The organism is Prevotella sp. P5-108, from assembly GCF_002251385.1.
GTDB lineage: Bacteria > Bacteroidota > Bacteroidia > Bacteroidales > Bacteroidaceae > Prevotella.
The window spans coordinates 1-21295 of the sequence record NZ_NPJJ01000062.1; the positions used below are offsets into that span (position 1 = coordinate 1).

14 protein-coding genes and 1 tRNA gene are annotated in these 21295 nt (G+C 51.7%); 9 read left to right on the top strand and 6 right to left on the bottom strand.

Features of this window, described 5'->3' with window-relative positions; genetic code table 11:
* Positions 1–410 precede the first annotated feature (410 nt).
* A complete protein-coding gene (locus tag CIK95_RS12095) occupies positions 411–2048 on the bottom strand; it encodes a DUF6377 domain-containing protein (protein ID WP_094467121.1) in 1638 nt (545 codons plus the stop codon).
* Positions 2049–2420: 372 nt separating this feature from the next.
* On the opposite strand from CIK95_RS12095, the gene CIK95_RS12100 reads away from it, so the two are divergent.
* From CIK95_RS12100 to CIK95_RS12130, 7 genes are all read left to right on the top strand, one after another.
* Entirely contained in the window at positions 2421–5366 is a 2946-nt protein-coding gene (locus tag CIK95_RS12100) for a SusC/RagA family TonB-linked outer membrane protein (protein WP_371591429.1), read from the top strand.
* Between the two features lie 13 nt (positions 5367–5379).
* The gene (locus CIK95_RS12105) at positions 5380–6873 is read left to right on the top strand and encodes a RagB/SusD family nutrient uptake outer membrane protein (protein WP_094467123.1); all 1494 of its coding nucleotides are present in this window, start codon (positions 5380–5382) and stop codon (positions 6871–6873) included.
* Between the two features lie 39 nt (positions 6874–6912).
* Positions 6913–8418, top strand: a complete 1506-nt coding sequence (locus CIK95_RS12110) for a SusF/SusE family outer membrane protein (RefSeq protein WP_094387798.1) — start codon at positions 6913–6915, stop codon at positions 8416–8418.
* 20 nt (positions 8419–8438) lie between these two features.
* Positions 8439–10220, top strand: a complete 1782-nt coding sequence (locus CIK95_RS12115; protein WP_094385327.1) for a glycoside hydrolase family 66 protein — start codon at positions 8439–8441, stop codon at positions 10218–10220.
* Positions 10221–10234: 14 nt separating this feature from the next.
* The gene (locus CIK95_RS12120; protein WP_094467124.1) at positions 10235–12361 is read left to right on the top strand and encodes a glycoside hydrolase family 97 protein; all 2127 of its coding nucleotides are present in this window, start codon (positions 10235–10237) and stop codon (positions 12359–12361) included.
* Between the two features lie 1104 nt (positions 12362–13465).
* Positions 13466–13933: a transcription elongation factor GreA gene (gene greA, locus CIK95_RS12125; RefSeq protein WP_094467125.1), complete on the top strand. Its 468-nt coding sequence runs from the start codon at positions 13466–13468 to the stop codon at positions 13931–13933.
* A 52-nt stretch (positions 13934–13985) separates the two neighbouring features.
* Entirely contained in the window at positions 13986–14387 is a 402-nt protein-coding gene (locus CIK95_RS12130) for an HIT family protein (RefSeq protein ID WP_094467126.1), read from the top strand.
* A gap of 105 nt (positions 14388–14492) precedes the next feature.
* Here the strand turns inward: CIK95_RS12130 and CIK95_RS12135 are convergent, their stop codons facing one another.
* Both CIK95_RS12135 and CIK95_RS12140 read right to left on the bottom strand, forming a co-directional pair.
* Positions 14493–14936: a hypothetical protein gene (locus CIK95_RS12135; protein ID WP_144007833.1), complete on the bottom strand. Its 444-nt coding sequence runs from the start codon at positions 14934–14936 to the stop codon at positions 14493–14495.
* Positions 14937–14954: 18 nt separating this feature from the next.
* On the bottom strand, positions 14955–16043 hold the full coding sequence (locus CIK95_RS12140) for a mannose-1-phosphate guanylyltransferase (protein WP_094385337.1): 1089 nt from the start codon (positions 16041–16043) through the stop codon (positions 14955–14957).
* A 149-nt stretch (positions 16044–16192) separates the two neighbouring features.
* On the opposite strand from CIK95_RS12140, the gene CIK95_RS12145 reads away from it, so the two are divergent.
* Positions 16193–16274: transfer RNA gene (locus tag CIK95_RS12145), tRNA-Leu, on the top strand.
* Positions 16275–16914: 640 nt separating this feature from the next.
* Here the strand turns inward: CIK95_RS12145 and CIK95_RS13245 are convergent.
* Together CIK95_RS13245 and CIK95_RS12150 are read right to left on the bottom strand one after the other, a co-directional pair.
* Complete coding sequence (locus CIK95_RS13245) at positions 16915–17088, bottom strand: hypothetical protein (RefSeq protein ID WP_158215139.1); 174 nt, start codon at positions 17086–17088, stop codon at positions 16915–16917.
* A 588-nt stretch (positions 17089–17676) separates the two neighbouring features.
* Entirely contained in the window at positions 17677–20484 is a 2808-nt protein-coding gene (locus CIK95_RS12150; protein ID WP_094467129.1) for a response regulator, read from the bottom strand.
* Between the two features lie 46 nt (positions 20485–20530).
* Here CIK95_RS12150 and CIK95_RS12155 point away from each other — a divergent pair, with 46 nt between their 5' ends.
* Positions 20531–20767, top strand: a complete 237-nt coding sequence (locus CIK95_RS12155) for a hypothetical protein (protein WP_094467128.1) — start codon at positions 20531–20533, stop codon at positions 20765–20767.
* A 275-nt stretch (positions 20768–21042) separates the two neighbouring features.
* Here CIK95_RS12155 and CIK95_RS13380 read toward each other — a convergent pair.
* The coding region (locus CIK95_RS13380; RefSeq protein WP_216820591.1) for a hypothetical protein at positions 21043–21295 on the bottom strand (253 nt) is incomplete at its 5' end.

The following is a 21295-nucleotide window of genomic DNA, read 5'->3' on the forward strand; positions in this document are numbered from 1 at the left end:
CAATGTTCTAAGGACAGAATAATCTCTTTCGATTCTTTATATATAGCCCATGTCTGATGGCATGGGAAGAGAATTCATGTATCTCTCTTAACATGCAACTAATCGCTATCTTATCCCGAATTGGGGTCTACTTTACGTATTTGCGCAGATGATGTTATTGACGCTTGCAAATTTATAACGAATTTTGACACGCTCCAAATTTTCCATATACCCTTTTTAGGGGATAAAAGTGCTGTTTTTTGGGTGTTTTTCGTCGTTTTTGTGTTTTTTCCGCCCTTTTTTATGTTTTGAGGTGACAGAAGCGCTTTCGTGGACTATAAAAAACCGCCCGTGAAATCTATAGAATCAGTTTTTCGTTTGTAACAATTTCTTACCGTCAGTACAATATTTGCATGTGTCGAACATTGCTGTCAGGAGTGTATTACACGGCACAGCTGCTCGACGTCGCACTCGAAAGTTTCGCGGTTAATGGCACGGCTTTTTATTGTAGAGCGATAGTTGTAGATGGTGCGAGGAGTATAGAATAGCAATGCCGCAATCTCCGAACTCTCCTTGACGCCCAACCTTATCAAAGCGTAAATGCGCAGTTCGGTGGTGAGCCGTCCCTTGTGTGGAGGCACAATCTGTTCGCCGGTCCGCAGCAGAGCGTTGAATTCGTCGACGAACGAGGGGTATAGGTCGAGGAAAGCCGTGTCGAAACTGTTCATGAACGTAGCCGCATCCTCTTCCGAAAGGCGCGACGACGATGCCGTATTGAGCAAGTCGTTGACCTGGCCTACCTTAATTTTGCGCTTCACAAGAGTCTCAAACTTGCTCAGACGGTCGATGTATTTGGCGCAAAGGTCGATGTAGAGTTTAGCCAGACGTTCGCGTCGGCTGTTTGTGTCGAGCAATCGTGAGTTGAGAGTATTAAGTTTGTCGTTGAGCGACGACAGTAGGTTGTTGCTCTCGGATAGCTCGTGTCGGTGGCGTGCCAGCAGTCGGTTTTGTCGGCTGTAGAAGTATAGCAGCACTACAACGAACGCGAATAGGATAGACACTCCGAACAATGCGAAGCGCATGATGTTGTTCTGCGATGACAGCTTTTCGCGATAGGTCGACACGATGACGGGCAGTTTCTGCGATATTTCAATGATACGCAGTCGGTTGTTGTAGTTCTTGGCGTCGTCCATAGCAAAATTGATGTAGCGCTCGGCGAGCAGAATGTTGTCGTCGCCCTTCTTGAACAGATACATTGCAAGGTCTTGCATGGCGAGGTTTTCGCGCGTACAGTTGAGCAGGTCGCTAATGCATGCACGCAGCATGTACTCCTCATACTTGTTGTTATTGTTGTTGGCGCTGTAGTTGTTGGCAATGGCATACGATGCCATGGCATACCATCGCGACTCTACGGGGGCTGTACTCAGAGTCTTGAAGTAGTGCTCCAGGGCGCGCTTGTCGTTGCGTTCCACATATATAAAATACTCACCCCAGAAGAAATTGTAGTAAGAGTCGGTAGGGCGGAGCATCGTTACAGCCTGCTTAAGGTAATTGTTGGCACGCTCGTGATAGCGTGGCGAATAGTAATAGTCGTGACAGTAGTCAGCCCAATAGGTGTAGATGAAGTAGTAGGCTATGGTATAGTCGAACCGTAGTTCGTTGTCGAGGTGAGTCGAATCAATCTCGTCAAGCAGCGCAACGGCTTCGCCATAGAGTCCGCCTATGCCCAGCAGCGACGCTTTCTTAATGCGGCATTTGTCGTGATGGAATTTGTCACCGATGCGGTCGGCAAGCGTTATAGCCTTGTCGGCATACACCATGGCAGAGTCAAATTGAAAAACGAAGTACTCATCGTACAGCTTGTCGTAAGCCGAAAGCAGCGTTTCGGGCTTTTGGCTTTTGTGTGCCATCGACTTGTAGAAGTCGATGCGTGCCTGCTTCTTGCCGTATATCTGCGTTATGTTGTCTATAATGCTGTCAATACGCTGTATAAGCTCGCCGTTGGTGTCTGCCATTGAGGAGGTGGCGGTGGCAATAAAGAGTATGATAATGGCTATGTAACGTTGCATAGAGTGAATTGTTAGTGGTTTCTATAGGCTTCTGCAAATTTACAAATTTTGCAGAAATAACATATTAGATGATTGCCTTTTTTTCTTTCCTATTCATATTTTTTCATTGATTCCCCCTTGCTTTGATAATATTATTGCTTTTCGGACGATGTACTTGGCAGTGTGAATGCGCTTTTGTAAATATCTGATTATCATATTGTTAATATTTTATTTAGTCATAGACGTGTACATATTGGGTACTTTAATGAACAACTTATGAAAATAAATTCTACATTTGCAACCGTCATAACGACACAACAACTAAAAACCAATAGTATGAACAAAACCAATCGAAAATGGATCAGCCAGATTGTTGCTTGTTCGTTTCTTGCAATGTTGCCCATAGGCGCATACGCACAGAACAATAAGACAATACATGGTGTAGTGAAGGATGCCAATGGTGAGACTATCATTGGAGCCTCCGTTGGACAAAAAGGCACTAAAAACGCCACAGTAACCAACCTTGACGGAGAATTCTCGATTTCAGTTCCCGACAATGCAGTACTCGAAATTTCGTACATCGGCTACAACAACCAACGTGTTGCCGTAGGTGGCAAGTCGTCGCTTGAAATCGTATTGACCGAAGATGTCCACAAACTCAACGAAATTGTCGTTGTAGGTTATGGCGTTATGAAGAAGAAAGACCTCACCGGAGCTGTCGGTTCGCTTGCTGCCAAGGACATAGAGAACTCGCCGGTAGCCAACATCGGACAGGCCATTCAGGGTAAGATAGCAGGATTGCAGGTTGTAGATGCCGGCAAGCCGGGCGACAACGTTACTATTAAGGTGCGCGGTATGGGTTCTATCAACAACTGCGACCCTCTTGTAGTAATAGACGGAGTGCCAACCGACCTCGGCATCAATGCCATCAACATGGCAGACGTAGAGCGTCTGGACGTGCTGAAGGACGCTTCGGCAACGGCAATATACGGTAGCCGCGGTGCCAACGGTGTCATAATGATAACCACCAAGAAGGGAAAGGAAGGCAAGGGACGCCTCTCGCTCTCTGCCAATCTTGCCGTGCAGAATGCCACACGTACTCCCGACCTGCTCAATGCAAGCCAGTATGCAGCGCTGAGCAACGACATGATGAACAATTCGGGCAACACCGCCAATCCCGAATGGGCAGATCCGTCGGCTCTCGGCAAAGGAACCAATTGGGTAGACGAGTTGTTCCGTACCGGATATATGCAGAACTACACGTTGAGTTATTCGGGTGGCAGCGACAAGGCACACTATTATGTGTCGGGAGGCATGCTCGATCAGACGGGTATTGTAAGAAGCGTCAAGTACCGCCGATTCACCTTCCAGCAGAACTCTGATGCCCAGGTGCAGCCTTGGTTGAAGATGACATCCAACATAACCATTTCGGCCGACCGCAAGCAGCAGGGCAGTTATGACATGGGCAATACATACAGAGCACTGCCCGTCTTTGCCGTTAAGGACGCCAGCGGCGAGTGGACCGGACCTGAGGGCAATTCGCTTTGGTATGGCAGCGTACGCAACCCGATCGGCCCAACCACAACCGACCGCAGCAGCACTAAGGGCTATAACCTCCTTGGCAATATCTCGGCAGAGGTGACTTTGGCTAAGTGGCTCAAGCTGAAGAGCACGTTCGGCATTGACGCCAAGTTCTGGTATAACGACAGCTATACCCCCAAGCACAACTGGAAACCCTCGCCCGTTGAGGAGAGCAGCCGCTACAAGAGCGACAACAAGTCGTTCACATATCTTTGGGACAACTATTTCATCTTCGACCATACGTTCGCCAAGAAGCATCACGTAGGACTGATGGCTGGTACATCGGCACAGTGGAACAACTTTGATTATCTTAACGCACAGAAGAACGTGTTCGCTTATGATGGCGTACACGAGATGGACAACGGCGAGAAGATGCATGCCATCGGCGGCAACGAGACCGAATGGGCGCTTATGTCGTATATGGCACGACTCAATTATGAGTATGCCGACCGCTATCTTCTTACCGCTACAGTACGCCGTGACGGCTCGTCGCGCTTCGGACGCAACAACCGTTGGGGAACATTCCCGTCTGTATCGCTGGCATGGCGCGCTTCTGAAGAAGAGTGGTTCCCGAAGAACAACATTCTCAACGACCTCAAGATACGTGCTGGATACGGCGTTACGGGTAGTCAGGCCAGTGTGGGCAACTACAGCTATCTGGCTTCATACAACACCAGCGTATATCCGTTCGGCAAGACAGGAACAGAACAGTCGGCACTTATTTCGGCAACGCTTGCCAATCCTAACATTCATTGGGAGCAGGTGGCGCAGACCAACATTGGCTTCGATGCAGCACTCTTCAATCAGCGTGCCCGCCTCACATTCGACTATTATATAAAGAATACGACCGACATGCTCGTAAAGGCTTCCATCCCAATCACTTCGGGATTTGAGGACACAAGCACCACTTATACCAATGCCGGAAAGGTTCGCAACACGGGTTTTGAGGTTTCGCTCAATACCGTCAACATTCAGGGTCCGCTGCAGTGGGAGACAGGTATCGTCTATACATACAACCGCAACAAGATAAAGAGTCTCAACAGCGACGTGCCTTACTATATCAATCAGGTGAACAACTCGTATGTAACGACGCTCGCCAACAATCTGCCCATCAACGTGTTCTACGGTTATGTCACCGACGGAATATTCCAGAACGAGCTGGAAGTAAAAGAACACGCCATTCAGACAGGTGCCGAGCCTGGCGACATACGCTTCAAGGACCTCACCCCCGACGGTGTTATCAACGACAACGACCGCACCGTGATAGGCAATCCTAACCCCACACACATCTTCTCGATGAGCAATACGCTTGCATGGAAGGGTCTGGAACTGTCGGTATACTTGCAGGGCGTGGCTGGCAACAAGATATTCAATGCCAACAAGATAGACCTTACGGGCATGTCGGCAGCCTACAACCAGCTCACCGACGTGCTGTCACGCTGGCATGGCGAGGGCACAAGCACCACGATGCCACGTGCCGTTTATGGCGATCCCAACCAAAACAACCGCATCAGCGACCGCTTCGTTGAGAACGGTGCATACTTGCGTCTGAAGAGCATTTCGCTCTCTTACAATGTGCCGCAGCAGTGGCTTCGTGCCCTGACACTCAATTCTGCACGCATCACATTCTCTTGCGAGAACGTGGCAACGATAACCGGATACTCAGGTTTCGACCCCGAAGTGGGTGTCAACGGAATCGACCTCTCAAGCTATCCCATCTCGCGCACGTTCAACATCGGATTAAACCTAAACTTCTAACAACTGAATCATTATGAAAAAGATATTTATTCTGGCTCTCAACATAGCGCTTGCAGGCTCGATGTGTTCATGCAGCGACTTCCTCGACCGTGAGCCTAAGAACACAGTCGACCCCGAAACGACGGTCGACGAGGACGTGGCGGTGTCGATGGCAAATGCCTGCTATCGTACACTCCAGTCGTCGAATATGTACAATCAACGTCTGTGGACTCTCGACATCGTTGCTGGTAACAGCATAGTAGGCGCTGGTGGAGGTACCGACGGCATTGAGACCGTTCAGGCTTCCAACTTCACCACGCAGAGCGATAATGGTATGGCGCTGTACATGTGGCGCTCGCCTTGGGTCGGTATCGGACAGTGCAACATCCTCATCAATGCTCTCGAAGACAAGAATCCGGAAAAGGGCACCATTCTGGGACGTTCGCTCGGTGAGGCTTACTTCCTCCGTGCACATTATTATTATATACTTGTACGCTTGTATGGTGGGGTACCTCTGCGTCTGAAGCCGTTCAATCCAGGCGAGAGCACGGACATAGCACGTGCTTCAGTTGACGAGGTTTACAAGCAGATAATTTACGATACCAATCGCGCAGCCGATCTGCTTCCTGCCAAAAACCAGCTTGATAACGACAATCTTGGACGTGCTACGAAGGACGCAGCCTATACAATGCTCGCCGATATATACCTCACACTCGCTCCCGACAACAATGAATACTATCAGAAGGTTGTGAGCCTGTGCGACGATGTGACAGCTCTTGGCTACGATCTAAGCCAATGCACGTACGAATCAAACTTTGACGCTACCATCAACAATGGTCCTGAGTCAATCTTCGAAGTGCAGTTCTCTGGCAATACCGAATACGATTTTTGGGGAAACAATCCGCAGTCGAGCTGGCTGTCGACATTCATGGGACCACGAAACTCCAACTTTGTGGCAGGATCTTACGGATGGAACCTGCCTACAGAAGAGTTCATGTCGCAGTATGAGGAAGGCGACAAGCGCAAGGACCTTACCGTATTGTATGATGGATGTCCCGATTTTGACGGCATGACATACAAGAGCAGCTACTCAACTACCGGATATAACGTGCGCAAGTTTCTCGTTTCAAAGAGCGTATCACCAGAATATAACACCAATCCTGCCAACTTTGTGGTGTATCGCTATGCCGATGTGCTGCTTATGAAGGCTGAGGCTCTCAACGAGCAGGGCAAGACTGCTGAGGCAGCCGAGCCTCTTAACATCGTCCGTCATCGTGCCGGACTGCCTGGAGTGAGTGGATTGTCGCAGGAAGCTATGCGCGAAAAGATCATACACGAACGTCGTATTGAACTGGCGTTTGAGGGCCATCGCTGGTTTGACATGATACGCTTGCAGCATGGCGACTATGCCGTGAAGTTCCTCAAGTCCATCGGAAAGTCGCGCGTCACAAAGGAACGCCTGCTCTTCCCCATCCCGCAGACGGAGAGAGACGCCAACAAGCTGATGACACAGAACCCTGGATATTAAAGGTCAAGAAACATTATAAACAATAAAAAAAGAATCAATATGAAACGATATATAAATTGCATTCATAGTCTGTTGGCTCTTCTTTTCATCGGTTTCGCACTCTCCGCTTGCTCAGACCAGGACTACACCGAACTGGACAAAGGACGCGACCAGCTGACAATCACGGCTGACCAAGCCCTGTCCGCTCTGGAAGAGACCAACCATGCAAGTGACGCCGTCACCCTGAACTGGACCACTGGCAACAATTACGGTACCGGCAACCGCATCAGCTATCGTCTGGAACTGGCTAAGGCTGGCACCGACTTCGCCCAGCCTTACGTGGCTGTGGACGAACAGACGCAGACTTACACGTGGAGTGCCAACGTGGAGAATCTTAACAACATCATTCTCGACAAGATGGGAGGCACCGTTGGCACACCCATTGACATCGAAGCACGCGTCACTGCCATAGTCAGCGGCGTGGAAGAGACACAGACTGCCACCACGCAGTTCACCGCTACACCATACGAACCCGTCACATCCACATTGTATATTATAGGTAGCGCAGCTCCAAACGGATGGAGCGCCGACAATGCATCGGAGATGACACGAACCACCAACGGCCTCTTCACTTGGGAAGGCAAGCTCAATAGCGGCGAGATAAAGTTCATAACCACTCTCGGACAGTTTCTGCCTTCATACGGACGCGGCGACAACGGTGGTCCAGTGCTCCGCACAAGCGACGACCAACCCGACGAGAAATGGACCATCGACGAAGCACACGACTATAAGGTGACCGTGGATTTGCTTGCTGCTACAGTCAGCATAGAGAAGACAGAAGGCATAAGCCCTGCCTTCGACCAGCTGTTCTTCGTAGGCAATCCAACCGGATGGAGCTTTGAACCGATGAAACAGGATGCTCTTGATCCCTTCCTCTTCCGCATGGGACGCTACTTTGAGCAGGGAGTTGGCGGCGAGTTTAAGTTCGGAACATCCATGAACTCATGGGAGAACATGTATAAAGCCACACAGGCAAACGCTCCTTACACAGACAAGAGCATGGAATTCGTATCTGGTTTCGACCCCGACAACAAGTGGAATCTGCAGGACAGCGAGACCGGCAAGGCTTATAAGATATGCGTTGACATTCGTTCGGGCAAGGAACGTATGATGATGAGCGAGTTCACTCCATACGAAATGATATACCTTGTAGGTGATGCTACACCCAACGGATGGGATCTTGGCCATGCCACACCGATGACTTCTACAGCGAGTCCTTATGTATTCACATGGACAGGTCAGCTCAACGCAGGCGAACTCAAGTTCTCTTGCGACAAGCAGAGCGACTGGTACGGAGCGTGGTTTATGCCTTCTGCTCCCGATGCCGAACCAAAGGGTACTGCCGAGCAGGCTCTCTTCATCAACAAGAGTGACGAAACACTTAAATCGCAGTATCTGACTGTGAACGTTAGCGACCTCGACTACAAGTGGAAGATAACATCGTCGGGCACATACACCATAACGCTCGACCAGCTCAACGAGACCGTAACAATCTCAAAAAAATAACAATCTAACAAAAGCATAAAATGAAAATGAATGTATTGCTAATGGCGTTGCCGTTATTGATAGGCTCATGCAGCGATGACAACAATAGCTACAACGATCCCGCTACCGTTCCTACGGACATTATACAGACCGTGGTGAAGACCACAGCCGACCTCTCGCTCACTGTCACTACAGACAAGGCGGCATACAAACCGGGCGAGACAGTACGCTTCAACGTGACTGACGGTACTCTGCCTGCATCGGCTCGCATACGCTACCGTCATGGTTCTGAGGTGATAGCCGACGAAAACTTAGGTTCAACTTCGTGGACATGGACAGCTCCGCAAGCTGATTATACAGGCTATATGGCCGACATATACACAGTTGACGGCAACAATCAGCAGACCATCTACGCCACTATTGGCGTAGATGTGTCGAGCGATTGGGCGCGATTCCCACGCTATGGCTTCATAGCTTCATACGGTAGCGACCGCACTTCAGATGTTATTGCTTCCGAATTGTCTTTTCTCAACCGCTGCCACATTAATGGATTGCAGTTCTACGATTGGCAATACAAGCAGCATTGGCCGCTCGGCGGCACACCAGGCAATCTGCTCGAGAGCTACAAGGACATTGCCAACCGCGACAACTACACTTCGGTGGTGAAGGACTACATTGCCCAGGCACATTCGTTGGGCATGAAGGCTATGTTCTACAATCTCTGTTTCGGTGCATTTGACGATGCAAAGGCTGATGGAGTGGACGACCATTGGTATATATATACCGACCAGAATCACTCTAAATGCGACCGCCATCAGTTGCCGTCCGACTGGAAGAGCGACATATATCTTGTCGATCCGTCGAACAAAGACTGGCAGAATTACCTTGCCGACCGCAACGACGATGTGTATGAAGCACTCGATTTTGACGGATTCCATATCGACCAGCTTGGCTCACGTGGCACCGATTACGACTATTATGGATCGCAGGTGAATCTGCCTAACGGCTATGCATCGTTCATACGAGCTATGAAAGAGCGTCAGCCCGACAAACGTCTGGTGATGAATGCCGTCAGTAATTATGGCTCAGACAAGATTGTGTCAACAGGATGCGTTGACTTTATGTACTCCGAATTGTGGGATGGTGAAGATAAGTTCAGTGATCTCCATGACATATTGAAGGCCAATCGCCTGTATTCCGGCAATACGTTAGGTCAGGTGTATGCCGCATATATGGACTACGGACACAATAAGCCGGAGTTCAATACACCCGGAGTGCTGCTCACCGATGCCGTAATGTTCGCCCTCGGAGCATCACATCTCGAACTCGGAGCAGGACATATGCTGAGTTCAGAATACTTCCCTTATGCCGATGTGAAGATGAGCGCCGGACTGAAGAAGCAGATAGTGGCGTACTACGATTTCCTTACAGCCTATCAGAACTTGCTTCGCAACGGTGGAACAGAGACACAATGCGATATTGCAGCAGCCAAGTCTGTGGTAACGATCAATGCATGGCCGCCCGTACTTGGCAACGTAACGGCATACAGCAAGAGCGTAGACGGCAAGCAAGTGGTGAGTCTGCTCAACTTCCGTCAGGCTAACAGCTTGAGCTGGCGCGACAAGGACGGAACGATGCCCGAGCCCGAAGCCATCGACAACCTAACATTGCGTATGCGTGCAAAGAACGTAAAGAAGCTGTGGGTGGCATCGCCCGACCAACTCGGAGGCGCTCCGCAGGAACTGCAATATCGTCAGGATGGCGACTTCGTTGTATTTACCGTTCCGCAGCTTAAGTATTGGACAATGATTGTTGTAGAATAAATAAGCCAGTACACATGAAGAAACTGTTGTTTTCAGCACTTGCACTTGCCCTCACATTGGGGGCAGGTGCGCAGACTGTGACATCGCCAGACGGCAACGTTTCGGTGAAGTTCTATCTGCAGGACGGACGTCCCACGTATGAGATGACATACAAGAAGAAGGAAGTGATACGTCCGTCGCATCTCGGATTGGAACTTGCCAAGGACAAGCATGCATCCAACGAGATGAACGAACAGAACCTCATGGACGGGTTCACGGTGAAGAACACGCAGACTGCCACGTTCGATGAGACATGGCGACCGGTATGGGGCGAGACCGCAACTATACGCAACCATTACAACGAACTTGCAGTAACGCTCAATCAGGCTTCAATGCAACGTGATATCTGCATTCGTTTCCGTGTCTACGACGACGGTATGGGACTGCGCTATGAGTTTCCGCAACAGCCCAAGCTCAACTATATCGTAGTGAAGGAAGAACACACCCAGTTTGCAATGGCGGGCGACCATACAGCCTATTGGATTCCGGGCGACTACGACACGCAGGAGTATGAAACCGTAATATCGAAGATGAGCGAGATACGTTCGAAAATGAAGGCAGCCATAACTTCCAATGCTTCGCAGACATCGTTCTCGCCTACGGGTGTACAGACATCACTGCAGCTCAAGACCGACGACGGACTCTACATCAATCTGCATGAAGCCGCCTGTGTCAACTTCCCCACAATGCACCTCCATCTCGACGACAAGAACATGGTGTTCGAGTCGTGGCTCACGCCAGACGCTACGGGTATGAAGGGATATGTACAGACTCCGTTCAACACACCGTGGCGTACGGTGATTGTAAGCGACGATGCCCGCGACATGCTTGCGTCCAACCTCATACTCAATCTCAACGAGCCGTGCAAGATAGAGGATACGTCGTGGATTCATCCTACTAAGTATTGCGGAGTGTGGTGGGAGATGATAGCCGGAGGCAAGCAGTGGAGCTACACCTTCGATCTGCCTTCGGTGCATCTTGAAAGCCTTGACTATTCAAAGTGCCGGCCGCACGGACAGCATCCTGCCAATACCGAGAATGTGAAGCGTTATATTGATTTCGCTGCCAAGAACGGACTTCAGGAGGTGCTGGTAGAGGGTTGGAACATCGGATGGGAAGATTGGTTCGGTCATTACAAGGACTATGTATTCGACTTCCAGACACCTTATCCCGACTTCGACATAAAGTATCTCAACGACTATGCCCACTCCAAGGGCGTGAAACTGATGATGCACCACGAGACGAGCGGATCCACACAGAACTATGAGCGTCATCTGGAGGCAGCCTATACGCTTATGAACAAGTATGGATATGATGCCGTGAAGAGCGGCTATGTGGGCGACATCATTCCACGAGGCGACTACCATTATTCGCAGTCGACCAACAACCACTATCTCTACTGCATCAAGGAGGCGGCCAAGCATCACATAATGGTCAACGCGCATGAGGCTACACGTCCTACTGGATTGTGCCGTACATGGCCTAATCTCGTAGGCAACGAGTCGGCACGAGGCACAGAGTATGAGGCATTCGGAGGCAGTGAGCCTTACCATACGGTCATTCTGCCGTTCACCAGATTGCAGGGTGGTCCGATGGACTATACTCCCGGCATATTCGTAACGAAGCTGAGCGAGTGGTGCAACAATAAATCCAATGTCAACACAACGCTCTGCGGACAGTTGGCACTCTATCTAACTATGTACTCGCCGTTGCAGATGGCAGCCGATCTGCCTGAGAATTACGAGAAGTATGACGATGCTTTCCAGTTCATTCGCGACGTAGCTTGCGACTGGGACGACTCTCGCTATCTGGAAGCCGAGCCTGCCAAGTATATCACAGTAGCCCGCAAGGCTAAAGGAACAGACAATTGGTTTGTGGGCGGAAAGTGCGATGCCGAAGGCCATCAGTCGGTAGTGCGCCTCGATTTCCTTGACAAAGGACGCAAGTACGACTGCGCCATCTATCAGGATGCACCCGATGCTGATTATGAGAAGAATCCTTCAGCCTACGTCATCACCCATCGTACGGTAAAGAAGGGCGATGTGCTGAAGCTGAAGCAGGCGCGCGGCGGAGGATTTGCCGTAAGTCTGATGGCGAAATAAAAACGTTTTGATTTTTGTAATGGTATTTTTTAGGAGGGTGTGGCATTATTGTCATACCCTCCTGTTACTGTTTTATAAAGACAATCACTCAATAATTATTCAAACAACAAATCTATATTGATAATGAACCGAAACAATTCTTCCTGCAAGCAGCTTGTTCTTGCCTCTGCACTCTCAGTCCTTACGCTCACCGCAGCGGCTCAGAACGACAGCAATATCTAACTTTACGAAATTTTGGTGGTACAAAGTTACGTATTACATTTTTTGGGTGTTTTCGTCGTTTTTGTGTTTTTTCCGCACTTTTTTGATGGGTTTGGCTTGATTTTTCGGCATCCACTCGCCTATCTACGCTTCGATAACCTACGTGGCGATGTGGCTTGTTTCTGTTTCGCGGTTTGCCTTAATCATTTCGTGGCTTGCCGTAATCGTTTCGTGGTTCGATTTTTCCGTTTCGTGGTTTGCCGTTAGGATGTCTTGGGTCTCGGTGGTTTTCGGGTTGGTCGGTGGGGTAGAGTGATGGCGCACGGCGGTCGTGTCGGGCTGCTGCGTATGGGCGTCTGTGGTGTATGGGTGAGGTCGATGGGGTGAGCGGATGAGCGGATGGTTTCTCTGGGTGGGCCTTGGATGGCGCGGGCTCTCCCGCGTGGCGTCATCCTTTGTCGCCAAGGGGCGCTACGGCCGGCGTGCTTGGGTTAAGGGCAAAAAAAAATGGACTCCGCTGAGTCCAAAACCTTGTTAACCTTAAATCTAATACTATGAAAAACACGATGCAAAGGTATCCAGATTGCGCGAATCAGCCAAATGTTTCGGCCAGAATTGTCTCCGAAGGTATCTTTTCTTGACATATATCAAACATCTGCTTGACCCTCAACGGTTAAGTGAACCTCCGCGAGCCCAGATGGCGCCTCTGCCGACGGCGAAAACCACGAGAAAGTAAAAATAATTGATGATTGATTTGGTATTGTCTTCTTTATTCATTACCTTTGCAAAAGTATTAGAAAAGAAGAGGATAATAAAAGTTGGAATTTCGACAACCTGCAAAGCTGTTGGAATTCCTTATTTTATTGTTGTCTGTCCAATGTAGAACAAATTAATTCAAAAATTATGGCTTACATGTCGCAAGAGGGCTACGAAAAACTCGTAGCCGAGCTCCGCAGGCTCGAATCGATTGAGCGCCCCAAGGCATCAGCCGCAATCGCTGAAGCCCGTGACAAGGGTGACTTAAGTGAAAACTCAGAGTACGATGCTGCCAAGGAGGCACAGGCTCACCTGGAGAGCAAAATCAACAAAATGAAACTAACCATCGCCGAGGCCAAGATAGTAGATATGTCGCGTCTCAGCACAGACACTGTACAGATTATGTGCAAGGTCGAAATGACCAACGTGGCCAACCAGGCTAAGATGACCTATACCATCGTGAGCGAGAGTGAGGCCAATCTGCGCGAGGGCAAGATTTCCATCCACACCCCCATCGCCCAGGGACTCCTCGGCAAGAAGGTGGGCGAGGTCGCCGACATCAAGATTCCCAACGGCGTCATCCATCTGCGCATCGATCGCATCTCGATCGACTGATAGCGGGCTCGCAACCACGCTCTATACATCAACCCAAACCAACATTACGATTATGGCTACCATTTTCTCTAAGATTGCAGCCGGCGAGATACCGAGCTACAAGTGTGCCGAGAGTGCCGACTTCTACGCATTCCTCGACATCAGTCCTCTCACCAAGGGTCACACGCTGGTGATACCCCGCAAGGAGGTCGATTACATCTTTGATATGGACGACGCCGAACTGGCCGCTTTCCAGGTGTTTGCCAAGAAGGTGGCACAGGCCATCCGCGCCGCGTTCCCCTGCCGCAAGGTGGCTCAGGTGGTGCTGGGTCTCGAGGTGCCTCATGCCCACATCCATCTCATGCCCATCAATTCAGAGGCTGACGTGGATTTCCGCAAGGAGCACCTCTCTCTCGAGCCTGAAGAGATGCAGCAGATAGCCGACAGCATCTACGCCGAGTTCCAGAAGCTCTGAGCGTCGCCCCCGACACCCTCATACATAGAGAGCCGCCGACAGGCGCGCTTCCCCGGTCATGGAGAAGCGGCCTGCCGGCGGCTCTTGTGTTGTAGTGGATGACCTTTAGTCCAGCGACTTGGCTCTCCACCAGGCTGTGCGGGCTTTGACATAGCCCACCACGCCGTCTTTGTTTACCTTGTACCATCCCTTCTCGAGCCCCATACAGGCTGCCGACTCGGGAATGTAGCCCTTGGTGTTGGTGAGCTGGCCTACCACCGCCGACTTGGCGTCTGCCGACTTGTAGATGTTCACCTTGCCGTCGGCCTTGCGGCAGCATACCCATCCCTTGCCTTTCTCGGGCGACCAGTACTCGATGCGGCTTCCCTTCTTGTCCACCCATCCGTCGTCCTGGCACATCACGTGGTACTTGTCGGCGGTCTCGCCGATGTACTCACAGGCCATACCGTCGGGGCCTATCACCATCTTGACGGGTTTCACCGCTTGCGCCTGTGCGCTCCAGCATGCCATGGCTGCCATGGCTGCAAGCCAAAACTTTCTTGCTTTCATACCTATGTTATTAAGGGTTTACACGTATTCGTCGCCACGCTTCATCTGCACGTCGTTTACATACTTGCGTATCAGGTCAGACGAGTCTTCCTTCTTGCAGATGAGCAGCACGTTGCCTTCCTCTGCCACGATAAAACCGTCGAGCCCGTTGATGACTGCCAGCTTGCCCTTGGGCAGCTTGATGATGTTGTTGTGGGCGTCTTCGGTCATCGCCTCCGAGTCTATCACCACGTTGTCGCCGTCGGCGCGCCTCATAGCTTCATACACATTGTGCCATGTGCCTATGTCTGCCCATCCAAACCGGCACTCCATCACATACACGCTCCCCGACTTCTCCAGGACGCCGCGCTCTATTGACATGTTGGGGTAGGAGGGGAAGTTGTCCTGTATGAAGCGGTTCTCCTCGTCCAGCGTCCATTGCGGGTTGCTCTCGTCGAGGTTGCGCAGCACGCTGGGGAGGAAGGTGCTGAACGTGTGGTAGAGGAAGCGCGTGTTGGCGAGAAACATACCCGTGTTCCAGTAGAACTCGCCACTCTCCATAAACATGCGGGCAAATTCGCGGTCGGGCTTCTCTGTGAACGACTGCACGCAGTAGACCTCGTTGCGGGCCACTTCGCCTTTCTGGATATAGCCGTAGCCTGGCTCAGGACGGGTGGGCTTGACGCCCATCGTGAGCAGACAGTCGTTGGAGCTTACGAAATCGAAGCCCTCGCCTACGTTGGCGAAGAACTGCTGCTCGTCCAGCACCATCTGGTCGGAGGGGATGGCCAGCAGGCAGGCATCCTCGTTGGCATGATTGATGCGGTGGCACGCCCACGCCACGCTGGGTGCCGTGTTGCGGTGTATGGGTTCGGCCAGGATATGGTCGTCGTCCACCTCGGGCAACTGCTCGTGCACCAGGTCGAGGTAGGCCATATTGGTGTTGATGTATATGTGGTCCAGAGGCAGCATCCGCCGCATGCGGTCAAAGGTCTGCTGCAGCAGCGTGCGCCCGCAGCCGAAGAAGTCTATGAATTGTTTGGGCCGTGCTTCACGACTGCAGGGCCAGAGGCGTCGTCCCTTGCCTCCTGCTATGATTACACAGTAATTGTTGTTTATGTTAGTCATATATATATGTCTGTAAGATGAGGTTTCTAATCGGCGGCTAAGATAACCATTATCCCCGAATGGCGCAAGCATTTTTGCGTTTTTCTGAAAAAAAGTTTGTTAATTCGGAAAAATGTCTTACCTTTGCATCCGAATTATTGGATAGAGTTGCCCAGATGGCGGAATCGGTAGACGCGCTGGTCTCAAACACCAGTGGAGCAATCCGTGCCGGTTCGACCCCGGCTCTGGGTACAAGGAAGCAGCCAAGTGTTATTACTATAACGCTTGGCTGCTTTTTTGAGCCCCATTCACCAACCCGCCGCAAGGGCAAAGCGCACCAATAGAAGCCCCATCCCAACCTTTCCCAAGGGGAAGGAGTCTTGTCTAAACGCCTCAAACACAGCAGGAAGCAGCTCCCGCCCCTTGGGGAGGGCTGGGGAGGGGCTTTTGGTTTGCCTCCGCAAGCAGCAGCAACTCTGTAGGAGTTGCGATTTCACAGCCCAGGGTTGCGGGCGAAGCTCGCTACCCTGGGTAACTGCCCCCACTAACCTGGCAACTCTGTAGGAGTTGCGCTTAGCCGAAGGCGTTACTTGTAGTGTATATGCCCATATACCTTGAATATGCTATCGCAAGAAGCTACAAAAAGATTTGTGGCTTTTCAGGGCTTCGCCCTATGCGTCCGTGTGTGTCGGGAGATATCTCGAGAGCGAGCTCTCGGATATTCCCCGCCACCCCCATCCGCGCCTGCTTGGTGGCAGGCTGAAAAGCCGCAAATACAAAAAGTCCGCCGTTGGCGGTAAAAAAAGTCCGGCTAACGCCGGTACAAAAAAAGATTACCTTATTTTCTATCGGCAGGTGTCAAACAGATGGAATGATACAATCAGCTGTTTTTTTACCGCCAAAGGCGGCTTTTTTTACGGCCGCTGGCCGCTTTTTGAACCATGCCGGCTGTTGTCGTCATGCGAAGCATGGCGTTGGGGGTGGGGGCGACGACAAAAAGGGAAACTCGTTTTCCGACTGGCGTCACCGACAGCCACAAAAAGGCGAAGCCGACAACAGGCGCCATGGCTTTTTGTGTTTATATCAACTTATTACATAAGTAGGTAATAATGGATTAACCCCGCAATTGGCCTCCCGCAAGCAGCGGCAACTCTGTAGGAGTTGCGATTTCGCAGCCCAGGGTGGCGGGCGAAGCACGCTACCCTGGGTAACTGCCCCTACTAACCTGGCAACTCTGTAGGAGTTGCGCTTAGCCGTAGGCGTTGCCCGCATCAGGATAATGGGTAGGAATGGGTAGATGGTTATTATCAGATTGAGTATAACGCCTTCGGCTAAGCGCAACACTTTACCTTTCCGCGTCGCAAAGCGCCGCGCCGGTGACCTTCGGTTCAGCGTTGCTCCACCTTATTATATATATACCCAGGGTAGAGGCGCTGCGCACCTCAACCCTGGGCTATGGAAACGCAACTCCTACAGAGTTGCCAAGGGTGCGTTCTGTCCGCGATAGAAGCCCCATCCCAACCTTCCCCAAGGGGAAGGAGCCGCACCCAACAGCCTCAAACACAGCAGGAATGGACTCCCGCCCCTTGGGGAGGGTTGGGGAGGGGCTTTCGGTTGGTTGGTGACGGGCTTTTGGTTGGCTGGGGCGGGCCCTCTAACTATCCTCCACTCCTCTCCTGATATCCTTCGGCGTCACGCCATACGTCTTGCGGAAGGCGTGGTAGAAGCTCGAGGTGTGTTCAAAGCCGCAGCGGCTGGCTATCTCGTCAATGCCCATCCTCGTGTCGTTCTCCAGCAGATGTCGGGCACGCTTCATCTTGATTTTCATCACAAACGAGGCGGGCGAACAGCCCGTTATCGCCACTATCTTGCGATGGAACTGGCGCGAGCTCATGCACAGCTTGTCTGCCAGTGCGTTGATGTCGAGCGCCTGCTTGTCGAGCAGCAGATAGATATGGTCTACGGCCTTGGCTACAAACCTCCGCTCGGCATCGGTGAGCCTGCCCTCTTCGTCGTTGTTGCTGCTTGTCATGCCATCGCCAAACTTGCTGCGCAGCGAGCGATGCCTGTCGAGCAGCTTCTCGACCACCGTGCGCAGTTCGTCCACATTGAACGGCTTGGAGATATAGGCGTCGGCACCCGCTTTGATGCCCTCGATGCGCTCCTGCTCCGTAATCTTCGCCGTGACGATGACGATGGGGATATGGTTGACCACCTCGTTGGCCCTCACGCGTCGGCAGAGCTCCAGACCATCCATGTCGGGCATCATCACGTCGGTCACTATTAGGTCGGGCACTAGGTCTATCGCCTTCTGTAGTCCGTCGCCTCCGTTGGTGGCATAAGCCACGCTGTAGCGGTCGGCGAGCAACTTGCCTATATAGGCTGCGATGTCGCGGTTGTCCTCGACCACCAGCACCGTGTACTGGCTGTCGTCGCAGTCGCAGTCGGTGAGCGCCTGTTCCTCTGCCGGCAGCACCGGCATGTTGTCCATCGTCTTCTCCGTCAGTTTGTTTTCGCATACGTTGTTGATGGGTATCTCTATACTGAATGTTGTGCCTTCTCCCACCTTGCTCCTTACGCTTATCTTGCCATGCACCGAGTCTACCACGTTCTTCACCAGTGCCAGACCCACACCCGTGCCTATGTTCTTGGCATCGTTCTCACCCTGGTAGAACGGTTTGAACGCATTGGCTGCCGTCTCTTCGTCCATGCCTTCGCCCGAGTCGCTCACCTCCACGTGCAGCGTGTCCTCGATGCGCCACATCGACACGTTGATTTTACCGAACTCCGGCGTGAACTTCAGCGAGTTGGATATCAGATTGTTCAGCAGCTTGCTCACATAGTCGGGCACAAAGTCCATCGTCACCTCCTCCTTGACATACAGTTGCAAGTCGATGTTCTTGCTGCGGGCGTAGTCGCGATAGGTGTCTACGAGCATCGTCACATAGGTGGTGATGCTGCCGTTGCGCCAGTCCAGCTTGCCCTCCTTCGACTTGAGCTTCGAGATGTCGAGCAGCTGGTTGATGAGTGTCAGCAGACCCTTGCCCTGCCGCTCTATGGTCAGCGCGTGGCTCTTCACCTCGTCCTGCGGGTTCTTCTGCAGTTCCTGACTCAGTCCGAGTATCACGGTGAGCGGCGTCCTGAACTCGTGGGTGATGCTCGTGAAGAAGTTTTCTCGCATCTGCGCCACCCTCTTCAGGTTCATGTGGTTGTGGTGGTTCACGCGCTGTGCGTAGAAGAATATCACCAGCGCACAGCTGAGCAGCAGCACTATGATGACGAAGATGACGCTGCTCACCATCCGTGCCGACCGCTCGCTCTGCAGCGTCATATTCGCCGCGTCCATCATCCTTGCCTGCTGGGTGCGTTCGATGGCGAGTCCCGCGTTCTGTATGCGGTTCACCTTCTCCATGTCTACCACGCTGTCCTGCATCGCGCCCGCCTTCTCGTGGGCTGCGAGCGCCGCACTGTAGTCGCCCGTGCGTTTGTAGTGCTTATAATATAAGGTGTAGACCTCTGCCAGATATTCATACGACTTGATTTCCTCCGCCATCCGCTTTGCCTTGCCCAGGAAGTTAAACGCCCTGGCGTTGTCACCCTTGGTCAGGTTGATGCTTGCCAGCGCGATGAGCGAGTTCAGCGCATGCCAGTCGTCGTGCGAAGCCTTCATCAGCTCGTAGGCTTTCTCATATTCCTCCTCTGCCTTGTCATACCGTCGCTCCCGTTCATACATCGAACCATAGTAGGTATGGCAGAGCGAGATGCCAAGCATGTTGTTCACCTTCTGGTTCAGCTCCATCGACTTGCGGAAGTACGCCCACGCCGAGTCGTTCATGTTCTGATGGCGGAAGATGGAGCCTATGTTGGCGTAGTTGATGGCTTGCCCCAGTTCGCTCTTCAGCTCCTTCTCGCCGGCGAGCGCCATGCGCAGCGCACTGTCGGCGCGCTCGTAGTTGCCCACGGTGAGGTAGATGTTGCCCAGTCCGTTGAGCGCCACCACGCGACTCTTCTTCGCCACGTGCGAGGTGTCGCCGCTCGCCTTGCTGATGGTCCACGCGCGGTAATGGTAGTCTTGCGCCACGTCGAGCACGCCCAGTCTGCGGTAGTCGGTGCCCAGGTTGTTGAGCGCCTGCACCATCTCCAGCGTGTCTTCCAGGTCTTCGGCGAGCGTCAGCTCTTCGCCGTGGTAGCGCAGCGCCTCGTCAAAGAGGCTCTCGTTGCGCATCTTCCGGCCTATCTCTCTGCACACGATGATGCGTCCCAACACATTGTCTTCCTTCTCCATACGCTTCTGCAGCATACGGAGAGTGTCGATATTGTGTGAAGAAGAGATGAGGCTGTCCAGACTTTTGCGCACGGCCATAGGATTCGTCGCCTGTCGCTGTCCGCAGGCTATCATCAGCAGACCGATTACTATCATGTACCACAGTGTGGTGGCGTTGCTCTGTCGTGGGGTATTCATAAGCAGCACTTTTTTGGAGGAGTATTAGGTTATGCTTGCAAAGATAATGATTGTTATCGAAATACAAATCTTTTTTCCCCTTTTTTCTTTTTTCCCCGCGATTTTTATCATTTCATCGCTGGCGATGGTGCGCATCATGGTAGCAGGGCCAGTCGCGTCGCCCGAACAGATAGTAAAGACACTCCGAGCCATCGCCCCCATCCGCTTTTCCGTCATTACGACGAATACGGATGGTTCTGATAAAACAGAATTAACCTCCTTCGTCGTGTTCCATATTAATTAGGGCATTCGTAATTAATAACGCATCGTAGATGGTACGCTCCCAACGACCATGAGTAGTTGGCCCAATGTGGGAGGTACGCTCCCTGCTGTAATGTATGGTTGGCCCATAGCAGGCGGTACGCACCCTTGGCAACTCTGTAGGAGTTGCGTTTCCCCAGCCCAGGGTTGAGGTGCGCAGCGCCTCTACCCTGGGTATTGAACCATAAAAGGATAGCAACGCTGAACCGAAGGTCACCGGCGCGGCGCTTTGCGACGCGGAAAGGTAAAGTGTTGCGCTTAGCCGAAGGCGTTATACTCAATCTGATAATACCCATCAAAAAATAGCAGCCCATCATCCTGCCGTGGGTAACGCCTACGGCTAAACGCAACTCCTACAGAGTTGCCAAGGCAGAGAAGCCCCTCCCCAACCCTACCCTCCCCAAGGGAGGGCACTGAAAAAGTCCACCATCCCCTGCAAATAGCTGGATAATAGATGGGTAAATAGTTGCATATGTCAATATTTTTTCGTATCTTTACATAAAATAAAGGT

Bases quoted from the DNA above. Each gene is read 5' to 3' on its own strand.
- CIK95_RS12095 (WP_094467121.1), bottom strand. From the start codon at position 2,048: ATGCAACGTTACATAGCCATTATCATACTCTTTATTGCCACCGCCACC.
- CIK95_RS12100 (WP_371591429.1), top strand. From the start codon at position 2,421: ATGTTGCCCATAGGCGCATACGCACAGAACAATAAGACAATACATGGT.
- CIK95_RS12105 (WP_094467123.1), top strand. From the start codon at position 5,380: ATGAAAAAGATATTTATTCTGGCTCTCAACATAGCGCTTGCAGGCTCG.
- CIK95_RS12110 (WP_094387798.1), top strand. From the start codon at position 6,913: ATGAAACGATATATAAATTGCATTCATAGTCTGTTGGCTCTTCTTTTC.
- CIK95_RS12115 (WP_094385327.1), top strand. From the start codon at position 8,439: ATGAAAATGAATGTATTGCTAATGGCGTTGCCGTTATTGATAGGCTCA.
- CIK95_RS12120 (WP_094467124.1), top strand. From the start codon at position 10,235: ATGAAGAAACTGTTGTTTTCAGCACTTGCACTTGCCCTCACATTGGGG.
- greA (WP_094467125.1), top strand. From the start codon at position 13,466: ATGGCTTACATGTCGCAAGAGGGCTACGAAAAACTCGTAGCCGAGCTC.
- CIK95_RS12130 (WP_094467126.1), top strand. From the start codon at position 13,986: ATGGCTACCATTTTCTCTAAGATTGCAGCCGGCGAGATACCGAGCTAC.
- CIK95_RS12135 (WP_144007833.1), bottom strand. From the start codon at position 14,936: ATGAAAGCAAGAAAGTTTTGGCTTGCAGCCATGGCAGCCATGGCATGC.
- CIK95_RS12140 (WP_094385337.1), bottom strand. From the start codon at position 16,043: ATGACTAACATAAACAACAATTACTGTGTAATCATAGCAGGAGGCAAG.
- CIK95_RS13245 (WP_158215139.1), bottom strand. From the start codon at position 17,088: ATGGCGCCTGTTGTCGGCTTCGCCTTTTTGTGGCTGTCGGTGACGCCA.
- CIK95_RS12150 (WP_094467129.1), bottom strand. From the start codon at position 20,484: ATGAATACCCCACGACAGAGCAACGCCACCACACTGTGGTACATGATA.
- CIK95_RS12155 (WP_094467128.1), top strand. From the start codon at position 20,531: ATGATTGTTATCGAAATACAAATCTTTTTTCCCCTTTTTTCTTTTTTC.